General features: G+C 63.3%; 11 protein-coding genes and 1 tRNA gene. 4 read left to right on the top strand and 8 right to left on the bottom strand.

Annotation, left to right across the window (positions count from 1 at the left end):
- Window positions 1-4 precede the first annotated feature (4 nt).
- From DXY03_RS08105 to rpaB, 3 genes are read right to left on the bottom strand one after another with little or no spacing between them, the layout of a single operon-like run.
- Window positions 5-1,024 carry a beta-ketoacyl-ACP synthase III gene (locus DXY03_RS08105; protein ID WP_170952007.1) on the bottom strand — a complete coding sequence of 340 codons (1,020 nt, stop codon included), beginning with the start codon at window positions 1,022-1,024 and terminating at the stop codon, window positions 5-7.
- Between the two features lie 27 nt (window positions 1,025-1,051).
- Entirely contained in the window at window positions 1,052-2,371 is a 1,320-nt protein-coding gene (gene plsX, locus DXY03_RS08110) for a phosphate acyltransferase PlsX (protein WP_115009946.1), read from the bottom strand.
- A complete protein-coding gene (gene rpaB / locus DXY03_RS08115; protein WP_038552777.1) occupies window positions 2,352-3,098 on the bottom strand; it encodes a response regulator transcription factor RpaB in 747 nt (248 codons plus the stop codon). The genes plsX and rpaB overlap by 20 nt, the downstream gene beginning before the upstream one ends.
- A 90-nt stretch (window positions 3,099-3,188) precedes the next feature.
- Between rpaB and radA the strand changes: the two genes are divergently transcribed.
- A complete protein-coding gene (gene radA, locus DXY03_RS08120; RefSeq protein ID WP_115009947.1) occupies window positions 3,189-4,586 on the top strand; it encodes a DNA repair protein RadA in 1,398 nt (465 codons plus the stop codon).
- A 1-nt stretch (window position 4,587) separates the two neighbouring features.
- On the opposite strand, the gene DXY03_RS08125 is transcribed toward radA, so the two are convergent.
- Window positions 4,588-5,109: a photosystem I assembly protein Ycf3 gene (locus DXY03_RS08125; protein WP_006849793.1), complete on the bottom strand. Its 522-nt coding sequence runs from the start codon at window positions 5,107-5,109 to the stop codon at window positions 4,588-4,590.
- 85 nt (window positions 5,110-5,194) lie between these two features.
- On the opposite strand from DXY03_RS08125, the gene DXY03_RS08130 reads away from it, so the two are divergent.
- Genes DXY03_RS08130 through holB form a run of 3 tightly spaced genes read left to right on the top strand, consistent with a single transcriptional unit; the run spans window position 5,195 to window position 9,089 of the window.
- Window positions 5,195-7,522: a cation-translocating P-type ATPase gene (locus tag DXY03_RS08130; protein WP_115009948.1), complete on the top strand. Its 2,328-nt coding sequence runs from the start codon at window positions 5,195-5,197 to the stop codon at window positions 7,520-7,522.
- Window positions 7,519-8,148: a dTMP kinase gene (gene tmk / locus DXY03_RS08135; protein ID WP_115009949.1), complete on the top strand. Its 630-nt coding sequence runs from the start codon at window positions 7,519-7,521 to the stop codon at window positions 8,146-8,148. The genes DXY03_RS08130 and tmk overlap by 4 nt, the downstream gene beginning before the upstream one ends.
- On the top strand, window positions 8,145-9,089 hold the full coding sequence (gene holB, locus DXY03_RS08140; RefSeq protein WP_115009950.1) for a DNA polymerase III subunit delta': 945 nt from the start codon (window positions 8,145-8,147) through the stop codon (window positions 9,087-9,089). The genes tmk and holB overlap by 4 nt, the downstream gene beginning before the upstream one ends.
- 14 nt (window positions 9,090-9,103) lie before the next feature.
- On the opposite strand, the gene DXY03_RS08145 is transcribed toward holB, so the two are convergent.
- The 4 genes from DXY03_RS08145 to DXY03_RS08160 all read right to left on the bottom strand — a co-directional run bounded on the left by DXY03_RS08145 (window position 9,104) and on the right by DXY03_RS08160 (window position 11,204).
- Window positions 9,104-9,892, bottom strand: a complete 789-nt coding sequence (locus tag DXY03_RS08145; RefSeq protein ID WP_115009951.1) for a response regulator transcription factor — start codon at window positions 9,890-9,892, stop codon at window positions 9,104-9,106.
- A gap of 281 nt (window positions 9,893-10,173) precedes the next feature.
- Window positions 10,174-10,245: transfer RNA gene (locus DXY03_RS08150), tRNA-Asn, on the bottom strand.
- A gap of 16 nt (window positions 10,246-10,261) precedes the next feature.
- Entirely contained in the window at window positions 10,262-10,999 is a 738-nt protein-coding gene (locus tag DXY03_RS08155) for an ABC transporter ATP-binding protein (protein WP_371637713.1), read from the bottom strand.
- Window positions 10,941-11,204, bottom strand: a complete 264-nt coding sequence (locus tag DXY03_RS08160; RefSeq protein ID WP_115009953.1) for a hypothetical protein — start codon at window positions 11,202-11,204, stop codon at window positions 10,941-10,943. Before DXY03_RS08160 ends, DXY03_RS08155 begins: the two co-directional genes overlap by 59 nt.
- Between the last annotated feature and the right edge of the window lie 211 nt (window positions 11,205-11,415).

An 11,415-nucleotide genomic window follows, 5' to 3' on the forward strand; every position in this document is an offset into this window, starting at 1 on the left:
GAGATTAGGCGGGCCCGCTCCAGCGGAAGAGGGCTGCACCCCAGCTCAATCCCGCTCCGAATCCACTGCTGGCGATGCGGTGGCCGGGTTGGATGCGGCCATCCCGCACGGCTTCATCCAGCATCAGGGGAATGGTGGCTGCCGAGGTGTTGCCGTAGTGGGCCAGGTTGCTGAGCACTTTTTCGGAGGGCACCGAGAAGCGATCCGCCACGGCATCAAGGATGCGCTGGTTGGCTTGATGCAGCAGCAGCCAATCCAGGCAATCTGCGGCGACACCACCCTGTGCAAGCAGCTCTTCGAGAATCGCCGGCACCTCGCGCACCGCGAATTTGTAGACCTCCTGCCCGTTCATCTGGATGGGGCTGAAGCCGCCGCACTGATGGCTGGCGTCCCCCACCAGGGGCTGGCGCTGGTTCACCTGGGGCAGCTGGAGCACTTCGCCACGGCTGCCATCGGAGCGCAAAAGAAATCCGTCGAGATCGTCCTGACCGCTCTCTGAAGCTTCCAGCACCACGGCACCAGCCGCATCACCGAAGAGAACGCAGGAGCGTCGATCGTCCCAGTTAACCCAGCGGCTGAGTTGATCGGCCCCCACCACGAGAATGCGGCGCATTGCCCCACTGCGCAGGTACTGGGCGGCGGTCACAACGGCGAAGAGAAAGCCACTGCAGGCAGCGGTGAGATCAAAGGCCGCGGCATTGGTGGCCCCGAGGCGCGCCTGCAGCCGTGGAGCCGAACCAAAGAGGTCGTCCGGGGTGGAGGTGGCCAACAGGATGAGATCGAGGCTGTCGGCCGACCAACCGGCCATCTCCAAGGCCCGTTCCGCCGCCAGTCCGCTCAGTTCCGCCAGGGATTCGTCGCTGTTGACCACCCGTCGTGCGGCAATGCCGGTGCGACTGCGGATCCATTCGTCACTCGTCTCGACCCGCTGGCCAAGCTCAGCGTTGCTGATCGAGCGGCTGGGCGTCGCGCTGCCAGACCCTCGGAACAACACTCCGCTGGTTGTGCTGAGCGGCTCGACCAAGGCGGATGTTGATTGACGTCGCGTCAGTCAATCACAACCCTGTTGCAGCGTGGCGAGATCCTCCATCACCCCATGGCTGGCTGCGGAGTGGGCAATGCGCAGGGCACTGACCACGGAGAGGGCTTTGCTGCTGCCGTGGCCGATCACGGAAATGCCGTTCACGCCCAGAAGCAGGGCACCACCGTGCTCGGCATGGTCGAGCCGCTTCTTGATGCGCTTCAGGTTGCTGCGCAAGAACGCTGAGCCAACCTTGCCGCGACGCCCCCGGGGCAACTCCGCCCGCAGCACCCCCAGCAGAACACTGCCGACGGACTCGAGGAACTTGAGCAGCACATTGCCGGTGAATCCATCGCAGACCACCACATCGAAGTCGCCCGAAAGCACATCCCGGCCTTCGCAGTTCCCGGCGAAGTGGAGCCTGGATTCGTCTCGCAGCAATTCGTGGGTCTTCAGGGAGAGATCGTTCCCCTTGCACTCCTCTTCGCCGATGTTCAGCAGGCCAATGCGTGGGCGTTTCACCTGCAGCACATCCCGGCTGTAGATGTTCCCCAGCAGAGCGAACTGGTGCAAGTAAGTGGGCTTGCAGTCCATGTTGGCGCCCACATCGAGCACCAACACCGGCTTGCTGGGATCTTTTGTGGGGAACAGGGCACCGATGGCAGGACGGTCGATGCCCTTGAGCCGTCCCAGCCGAAAAATCGCTGAGGCCATCACCGCACCGGAATTACCGGCGGAGTAAACCGCCTCGGCCTTGCCTTTCTTCACGAGGTCCATGGCCACATTGATGCTGGCGTCCCGTTTGCGCCGCACCGCCGTGGCTTCGTCATCCATGCCGATGGAGGGCCCACTGGCCACCAGGTCCAGATGCCCTGCTGCCCGCGCACTCTCCAAGGCTTCGCGTAGGCCAAGGCTGTTGGCGTCAGCCATCACTCGGTCGATCTCCCCCACGAAGCGGATCTTCAGCGGCAGCCGGTCAATGGCATCCAGGCATCCCTCCAGGATCGGCCCCGGCGCATGGTCACCGCCCATGCCATCGACGGCCACCCAGAGGCGCTCCGCATCGTCGATCTCATCGGTATCGGTGCCCCCTTGCAGCCAGCGCAGGGGATCGAACCCCAGCGGTTGGAGCACGGTGCTGGCCACCGTGCCGGCTCCGGAGACCACGGTTTCCGCCACGTTGCCGGCCATAGAACCCGCGGCCGTTGCTGAGCTGGCAGCACCATCAACGATGGTTGTGACGGCGGCGTTGCGCCGATACCAAATCACCAGGCGACGGATCGCCCGAGGACGGTTTGTTTTATGCCGCGGCTGAGGAGCCGGGGTGGGATCAGGGTCCTTCGGAGGCAACGGAATCGACGATGCGCTGGAACAGGTAGCCGGTGCCCCGAGCTGTGAGGATCAACTCGGGATTGGCAGGATCATCCTCCAATTTGGAGCGCAGACGGGAGATATGAACATCCACCACCCGGGTGTCCACATGGCGCTCCGGGGTGTAGCCCCACACCTCTTTGAGGATCTCGCCGCGGTTGAACGGTTCGCCGGAACGGCTCACCAGCAGTTCCAACAGGCTGAATTCCATCCCCGTTAAGCGGATGCGTTCATCGCCGCGGAACACCTGGCGTTTGTTGGTGTCGATGCGCAGGTCGCTGACCTGGATCACGCCGGAGTTGGGAATGCCCGCCACCTGCTCTTTCTCCACCCGGCGCAGCACGCAGCGGATGCGGGCTTCCAGCTCCTTCGGGCTGAAGGGCTTCACCACATAGTCATCGGCACCGAGCTCAAGCCCGGTGATGCGGTCAGCCACGTCGCCGAGGGCCGTCAGCATCACGATGGGAACGTCGGATTCCTTGCGCAGCTCCTGGCAGACGCCATAGCCGTCCAGCTTTGGCATCATCACGTCCAGCACCACCAGGTCTGGCATGCAGGTGGGGAACAATTCCAGAGCTTCCGTGCCGTCGCAGGCGGTTACGACGTTGTATCCAATCATGGATAGACGGGTTTCCAGGATCCGTCGGATCGATGCCTCGTCGTCGACCACGAGGATCGTTTCCTTGGTGGGAGCCGTGGCCGTCATGGGCACCGAGGCGTTAGTCACTTCTCGCCACAAATAAAAGGGCAGCCCCCTACTCCGTTCATTCAACGGCAACTTTCTTCACAGTTCGCAGTGCCCAAATCCACCGCTGTTTTCATCTGTCAGGTCTGTGGAGCCCGTGCCCGACAGTTTTTCGGCCGTTGCCCGGAGTGCGGCAGCTGGAATTCGCTGGTGGAGCAATCCCAGCCCGCCGACGATGGCCGTCGCCGCCGCAGTGCTCCGGATCCGGAGCAGGCTGCTGCCCCGCGACGGTCCACGGCCATGGCCTCGCTGGAGGATCAGCCGCTGCAGCGGCTGGCGACCGGGTCGGCGGAATTTGACCGCGTTCTGGGTGGTGGTTTGGTGCCCGGTTCGCTGGTGCTGGTGGGAGGCGATCCGGGTATCGGCAAGAGCACATTGCTGCTGCAGAGCGCCTCAGCCATGGCGGCCGGTGCATCAGTGCTCTATGTGAGCGCTGAGGAATCAGCGCAGCAGGTGAAGCTGCGCTGGCAGCGGCTTGCCGGGGGGGCATCGGATCTGCAGTTGCTGGCCGAAACCGATCTGGAACTGGTGCTGGAGGAGCTGGAGGCCTTGCGCCCTGCTGTGGCGATCATCGACAGCATTCAGGCGTTGCATGACGCCAACCTCACCAGTGCACCGGGGTCCGTCGGTCAGGTGCGTGAATGTGCAGCTGCCCTGCAACGGCTGGCGAAACGCCAGAACATCTCGTTGTTGTTGGTGGGGCACGTCACCAAAGAAGGCATGTTGGCCGGCCCGAAGGTGTTGGAACACCTCGTGGATGCGGTGCTCACCTTCGAGGGAGACCGCTTCGCCAGTCATCGCCTGCTGCGGGCCGTCAAGAACCGCTTCGGTGCCACCCATGAGTTGGGTTTGTTTGAGATGCAAAGCGGTGGCCTGGCCGAGGTGGGCAACCCCAGTGAGCTGTTCCTCAGCGATGCCCGCGCCTCCGGTGTCGCCACGATCGTGGCCTGTGAGGGCACTCGCTCTTTGGTCGTGGATCTGCAGGCCTTGGTGAACGTCACCAGCTATGCCAGTCCGCGACGCACGGCGACAGGGATCGGTACCAACCGTCTGCACCAGATCCTCGCGGTGCTGGAGAAGCACATGAGACTGCCGCTCTCCCGCTTCGACTGCTATCTGGCCGTTGCCGGTGGCCTGGAGGTGGAGGAGCCGGCGGCGGATCTGGGGGTCGCTGCAGCGGTGGTGGCCAGTTTCAGAGATCTCACCCTGCCTGCGGGCACGGTGTTGATCGGCGAGCTTGGTTTGGGGGGGCAGTTGCGCCCTGTGGGTCAGCTGGAGCTTCGGCTGCAGGAAGCGGCCCGGCTGGGCTTTCAGCGGGCCGTCGTCCCCCGGGGCAGTGGCCTGGGCGATCTGGCTTCGGCTTTGGATCTCGCTCTTCTGGAGGCCGACAGCGTCACCGAGGCCCTGGTGCTGGCGCTCGGTGGTGCCGTGCAGCCCGACCAGGACTGATTCAGAAGTAAACGTCCACGTTGCTGCGGCCCGTGGACTTCAGCCAGTTCTCGATATCGAGATAACCGCCGGGATTGAGGCGCACGGCCTGGGTCCAGACGTCAGCGGCCTGGTCAAACCAGCGATCCGCTGCGTCCTGCTCACCGCCTTCCTCGGCGATGCGGCCCCACTTCTCGTAAATCAGCCCCATGTTTTTCAGGCAGGAGGGCTGATTCGGGTTTTCCTCGAGTGCCTTGCGGTAGGTCTCGATCGCCCGCTCCTCCTCGCCGTTGGACATGTAGATGATGGCCATGTTCTTGAGGGTTTCGCTCCGGTCGGTGGAGTTCTCCTCAAGCTTCAGGGCCTCCTCGTAGTTCTCCAGCGCTTCGGCGTAGTCGCCATCATTCTGGGCGGAGAGGCCATCCCGGTAATAGACGTAGGCCTCCTTGGAGCGGGCATTGATCGGCAACAGCTTGACGATCAGGTCCGCCATCACCGTGAAGCTCTTGTCAATGAAGTTGTCGTTGCGGTTGCTGCGGGGCACGGCGCTCCGGCGGACGGACCCCCATCCTGACGGGACCGGAGCCCGACCTAGCCTGCTCGTAAAGATCCCTGTTGCGTAAACACCTGTGAGCCCTTCGGTTCAGACCGTCGTCCTGGATGTGGAAGGGATGAAATGCGGCGGTTGCGTCCGCGCTGTGGAAACCACCCTGCTGGATCAGCCCGGTGTTCAGCGCGCCGATGTGAATCTGGTCAGCCGCTCGGCCTGGCTCGATCTCACTGCCGGTGAGAGTGATGTGGATGGTGTCTTGAAAGCCCTGGCAGACAGAGGCTTTCCGGCCAAGGAGCGTTCCCTGGATGCCCCGATCGGAGCGGCGGCTGCCGGGCAGGCGCTGCCGGGCTGGTGGCAGCAATGGCGACAGCTGATGGTGGCCCTGGTGCTGCTGTTGCTGTCGGTGCTGGGGCATGTCAGCGAGGCAGGGCATTTGTCGCTGCCTCTGATCGGCAGCCTGCCTTTCCACGCCACGTTGGCCACGGTGGCTCTGCTGGGGCCGGGCCGTCCGATCCTGGTGGGTGGTGTTGCGGCGGCTCGCGCAGGGGCCCCCAGCATGGATTCCCTCGTGGGCCTGGGGGTGAGCAGTGCCTATGTGGCCAGCCTGGTGGCCTTGGTTTGGCCCCAGGTGGGTTGGCCCTGCTTTTTCAATGAACCGGTGATGTTGCTGGGATTCGTCCTGCTGGGACGTTTCCTCGAGGAACGGGCCCGTTTCCGGACCGGTCAGGCCCTGCAGCAACTGGCTGAGCTCCAGCCGGACACGGCGCGCCTGCTGTTGAGCGACGGGGCGATTCGTGAGGTGCGCGTTGGTGCTCTCAGGCCCGGTGAAACCGTGCAGTTGCTGGCCGGTGACCGCATTCCGGTGGATGGGGTGGTGCTTGAGGGGGCCTCGGCCGTTGATGTGTCCAGCCTCACCGGTGAGCCCTTGCCACTGCAGGCGGAGCCCGGCACGGAGTTGTCCTCCGGCAGCCTCAATCTGGAGTCAACCCTGGTGCTGAAGGTCACCCGTGTCGGTGCCGAAACCGCCCTGGCCCGGATCATTCGTCTGGTGGAGCAGGCCCAGGCCCGTCGGGCCCCCATCCAGGGCCTGGCCGATCGTGTGGCAGGCCGTTTTTGCTACGGCGTGATCGGCTTGGCCCTCGTCACGTTTTTGTTTTGGTGGTTGTTCGGTGCCCAGCACTGGCCTGAGGTTCTGCAGGCGTCAGCCCCTGGGATGCCCATGACGCATGGGACATCTCATGGGATGGACCATGGCCATGGGATGCATCACGGCGGTTTGGGCAGTGGAGCCAGCACCCCGATGGGTCTGGCCCTGCAACTGTCAATCGCCGTGCTGGTGGTCGCCTGCCCCTGTGCTCTGGGTCTGGCGACCCCCACTGTGATAACGGTCGCCACCGGCTTGGCAGCAAGGCGCGGCTGGCTGTTCCGCGGTGGTGATGTGATCGAAACCGCCGCCGGTTTGGACCATGTGGTCTTCGACAAGACCGGCACCCTCACCTTGGGTCGTCCCCTCGTGACCGATGTGTACGGGGATGATCCGGATCATTTGTTGCAGCTTGCGGCCAGCCTGGAGCAAAGCAGCCGCCATCCCTTGGCCTACGCCCTGCTGCAGGAGGCCCAGCGCCGGGAGCTCGCACTACTGAATTGCGAGGACGTTCGCACCGTCTCCGGCCAGGGCCTGGAGGGCCACGTGGACGGTGCATCGGCTCAGGTGCTTGTTGGCAAGCCCGATTGGTTGGAGGAGCAGGGTGTTCCCATCGCCCCCGCCGCCGAGGACTGGCTCTCTGCCGCTGAAGGCTCGGTGGTAGCTGTGGCTGTGGGAGCTGTCCTGGTGGGCCTGGTGCAGATTGAGGATCAGCTGCGCCCGGATGTTGCCTCGGCGTTGCAACACCTGCGCTCTCACGGTCTGGCGCTTTCGGTGTTCAGTGGTGATCGGCAGGCGGCTGTGCAGCGCCTTGGTCAGCAGCTGGGCTTTGCCGCCAAGGATCTGGGCTGGCAGATGCTGCCGCAGCAGAAGCTGCAGCGCCTCGAGCAGCTGCGGCAGGCCGAGCGGGTGGCCATGGTGGGCGACGGCATCAACGATGCGCCGGCCCTGGCCGCGGCTGATCTTGGGATTGCCATTGGCACTGGAACCCAGATCGCGCAGGACTGCGCTGGTCTGGTGTTGCTTGGCGATCGGCTCGACAACCTGCCCGAAGCCCTCAGCCTGGCGCGCCGCACCCTGGTGAAGGTGCGGCAGAACCTGTTCTGGGCCTTCGGTTACAACTTGATTGTTCTTCCGGTGGCCGCCGGTGCCTTGCTCCCTAGCCATGGGGTGCTGCTGTCGCCCCCGTTGGCGGCGCTGTTGATGGCCCTGAGTTCGATCACTGTGGTGCTCAATGCCCTGGCTCTTCGCTTGCCATGACAGGTCGCTTCATTGTTCTGGAGGGCATCGACGGCTGCGGCAAGACCACGCAGATCCAGCATCTGGTCGAGTGGTTGCCCAACAGCGGTCTGATGCCGAGGGGCGCTGCTGTGGTCTGCACCCGTGAGCCCGGAGGCACTCCCCTGGGGCGCTCGATCCGTGAACTCCTGCTGCACACGGCAGACCAGGAGGCACCAGCTCCCACCGCTGAAATGTTGCTGTATGCCGCAGATCGGGCTCAGCATGTTGAAACGCTGATCCGTCCTGCGCTGGAGCGTGGTGATTGGGTGATCAGCGATCGTTTCGCGGGATCGACCCTCGCCTATCAGGGCTATGGCCGTGGGTTGGATCGGGACTTGATTCAGCGGCTCGAAGGGATCGCCACCACGGGGCTGCAGCCCGATCTCACCCTCTGGCTGCGCCTTTCCGTTCAAGAGAGCCTGCGGCGCCGTCTCGGCGACAAAGAGGACCGCATCGAAGCCGAGGGAGCTGCATTCCTGGAGCGGGTTGCACAGGGTTTTGCCGAGTTGGCCCAGCAGCGCTCCTGGTGCGCCGTCGCTGCAGATCAGTCAGCCAGCGCCGTTCGTGCTGCTCTGGAACGTCAGCTCCAGGAGCATCTGGCTTGAGCGCGCTGTTTGGCGATCTGATCGGTCAGCCCCTCGCCGTTGATCTGCTTTCGGCGGCCCTGGCCCAAGAACGTGTGGCCCCGGCCTATCTCTTTGCTGGCCCTGAAGGGGTGGGTCGTCAGTTGGCGGCGGTGCGTTTTCTGGAGGGACTGCTGGCCGATGGTCAGCCCTCGGCGCGTGAACGCCGACGCCTGCTGGAACGCAATCACCCCGATCTGTTCTGGGTGGAACCCACTTATCAGCATCAGGGCCGTTTGCTGACCCGCACCGAAGCCGAGGAGGCGGGGCTCAGCCGGCGCACTCCGCCCCAGTTGCGCTTGGAGCAGATCCGCGACATCGGACGCTCTCTGGCCCGGCAGCCAGTGGAGGCGAAGCGCGGGATGGTTGTGATTGAGGCTGCTGAGGCGATGGCGGAAGCGGCGGCCAATGCCCTGTTGAAAACGCTGGAGGAACCCGGCCATGGGGTTCTGATTCTGTTGACCTCAGCCCCCGAGCGGTTGCTCAGCACAATTCGCTCCCGTTGTCAGTTGATCCGTTTCCTTCGGCTCAACCCCGAGGCCATGGCTCAGGTGCTCGAGCGCACCGGTGCAACCTCTCAAGATGCTCCGGAACTTCTGGCCTTGGCTGCCGGGTCTCCAGGCGCCCTGATCGACCATCGCCGCACCCTGGCTGGTCTGCCCGAGGAGTTGGTTCAGCGCCTCGATTCGCTTCCCGCCACTCCCATGGAGGCACTTGCCTTGGCACGCGATCTCTGCGAAGCCCTCGATGGCGAGCAGCAGCTCTGGTTGATTGGCTGGTGGCAACACCGGCTTTGGCGCTCCGGCAGTCCTGCCTCAAGCCTCAAGCGCTTGGACACGCTGCGCGGTCAGCTGCTTTCGTTCGTTCAGCCGCGACTGGCCTGGGAGGTGGCGTTACTCGACCTCACGCCATCCGTCTCCTAGGAGCACGAAGGCGATCAGGCCGAGGCTCGATCGCCTTGCTGTTTGCGCTCTTCGCGGGCCATGGCCACCACGTCCTCCAGGCCATCCATCTGAGCGCTGGTGGGCAATTCCAGGCAATAGCCCGCTCCGTACACCGTCTTGATAAAGCGTGGCTTGCGCGGATCGGGCTCCAGCTTGGTGCGCAGGTGTCTGACGTGTACGCGAATGGTCTCGATGTCGTCATCGGGTTCGTAGCCCCACACCTCCTTGAGGATCAACGAGGGGGCCACAGTCTGACCGTGACGCTGCAGCAGGCAATGGAGCAGTTCGAACTCCAGGTGCGTGAGTCGTACGGGTTGATCAAACCAGATGGCTTCAAAGCGCTCGGGCACCAGGGTGAGAGGCCCGTAGCTGAGGATCTCGTTGTGGTTGGTGGTCCCAACAGGAGCTCGGTCACTGCGCCGTAGCAATGCTTTGACCCTCACCTGAAGTTCCTCCAGGTCGAAGGGTTTGGTCAGGTAATCGTCGGCACCGGAATTGAAACCGCTCACCTTGTCTTTGGTGCCTCCGAGAGCCGTGAGCATCAGGATCGGAATCCCCGCGGTGCGGTCGTCGCGCCGTAGGCGCTGACACAGGGTGAGGCCATCCACTTTGGGCAGCATCAGATCCAGCAGGATCAGATCCGGGGTGTATTGCAGCGCGAGGGCCTGGCCTTTGATGCCATCGTCGGCGCGCTGCACATCGAAGCCGCTGTGCTCCAAATGGCCGCTGACCAGGTCGCGCATGTCCTGGTCATCTTCGATTAGCAGGATGCAGGGCTTCATCGGTTCGGCGGCAATTCGGCTGGAGAAATAACGAGCGCTTGTCTGTAGGGATTAACGCTGAACGGATTCTCTCAAGCTTTTCAAGTGTCTGCAGATTTTCAGCAAGGAGACCCTTAGAGGCTTGGTTGTCGCAGATTGCTTTCAGGATCAGCGATTTGGAGGTTTTTTTGCTTGTCTTCCGCCCCTGTCTGTTTAGGAAGTCTTCCGCTTCGAGCAATCACCCGTCACGAAATTCCTTTTTCGTCAATAAAAAAGCCACAGCGTGAGCTGTGGCTTTAAAGCTCCCCGGGCGGGATTCGAACCTGCGACCAATCGATTAACAGTCGACCGCTCTACCGCTGAGCTACCGAGGAATGAGACCCGAAGAACTTACCCCTCGAATGTGCCCCCCTGCAAGCGTCGTTGCAGTTCTGTTCCCCGGGTCCATGGTCCAATCCGACCGTCTTGCATGCGAGCGGCACCATCGGCGGAGGCCAATTCCTCAAGCCTGTGGGTGATCCATAGCGCCGTGATCGGCTTCACGGGGTCCTTGCAAAGCCGTTGCACGGTGGTCAGCACGGTTGCTTGGCTGCTGGGATCGAGCAGGGCGGTCGGTTCGTCGAGCAGCAGGAGCTCGGCGTCACTGGCCAGTGCTCCGGCAATGGCCAGGCGTTGTTTCTGGCCGCCGCTGAGGCTGTGAATCGGCCGCTTCTCCAGTTGGGCGAGGCCAAGCTGGTTCAGCAGGCCGCGCACGGTGCTCAGGCGGTGCTGCTGGGGCCCTTCAGGGTCCATGCCCAGCATCAGATCGCTGCCGCAACTGGGGAGCAGCAGCTGATGGTCTGGGTTCTGAAACACCAGGGCCGTTTTGCTGCGGCAGGCGATGCGTCCGCTCTGGGGTTCGAGCAGTCCTGAGATCAGGCGGAACAGGGTGCTTTTGCCGCTGCCGTTGCTGCCCACCAACATCCAGAGGCCCGGGCCAGGGATGACCAGGTTGCAACGGTTGAGGGCCTGCTGGCCGTTCGGCCAGCGGTGGCTGACGGCCTCAACGCTCAGTTCGGCGGTTGAGGTGTCAGGAATCAAAGGAAAAGCCGGGACGCTTGCTGCCACCCGCTGCCGAAGCTTTCTCATAAAGCTGAACGGCGAGAACCTCACTGACCAACAGCGTTACTTTCTTGCCTTCCACTTTCTCGCAGGTGAGCTCTAGCAGCCTCGGTTGGCCGTTCTCGAGGGCTTGGAGGATCTGCCGATACAGCGCATCGGCATCTGCATGCTCCTTGCGCTGAACAGACACCGGGACAGGACTCATGCGCAGGGCCAGTTCGATGACGTACACAGCGTTGGAAAGAAGCGATGCGTCATCTTCGCGGAGGGACCGGCATCCCGTCGGTCCAAAAATGCGCATTTCTACTCATCCACTCGAAAAGGGTGCGGGGAGCTGCCCCATTTCGGTGATCAACCCCTAGGCTCAGCCATGTAACGGATCATGAAGCACCTCTCATGACGATCGCTGTAGGACGCGCGCCACAGCGGGGATGGTTTGACGT

The sequence above is a fragment of the Synechococcus sp. N5 genome (genome assembly GCF_900473925.1).
GTDB lineage: Bacteria > Cyanobacteriota > Cyanobacteriia > PCC-6307 > Cyanobiaceae > Parasynechococcus.

Excerpts from the sequence above, each read along its gene's own strand:
- tmk (WP_115009949.1), top strand. The coding sequence starts at position 7,519 with ATGACAGGTCGCTTCATTGTTCTGGAGGGCATCGACGGCTGCGGCAAG.
- rpaB (WP_038552777.1), bottom strand. The coding sequence starts at position 3,098 with ATGACGGCCACGGCTCCCACCAAGGAAACGATCCTCGTGGTCGACGAC.
- DXY03_RS08145 (WP_115009951.1), bottom strand. The coding sequence starts at position 9,892 with ATGAAGCCCTGCATCCTGCTAATCGAAGATGACCAGGACATGCGCGAC.
- DXY03_RS08155 (WP_371637713.1), bottom strand. The coding sequence starts at position 10,999 with ATGAGAAAGCTTCGGCAGCGGGTGGCAGCAAGCGTCCCGGCTTTTCCT.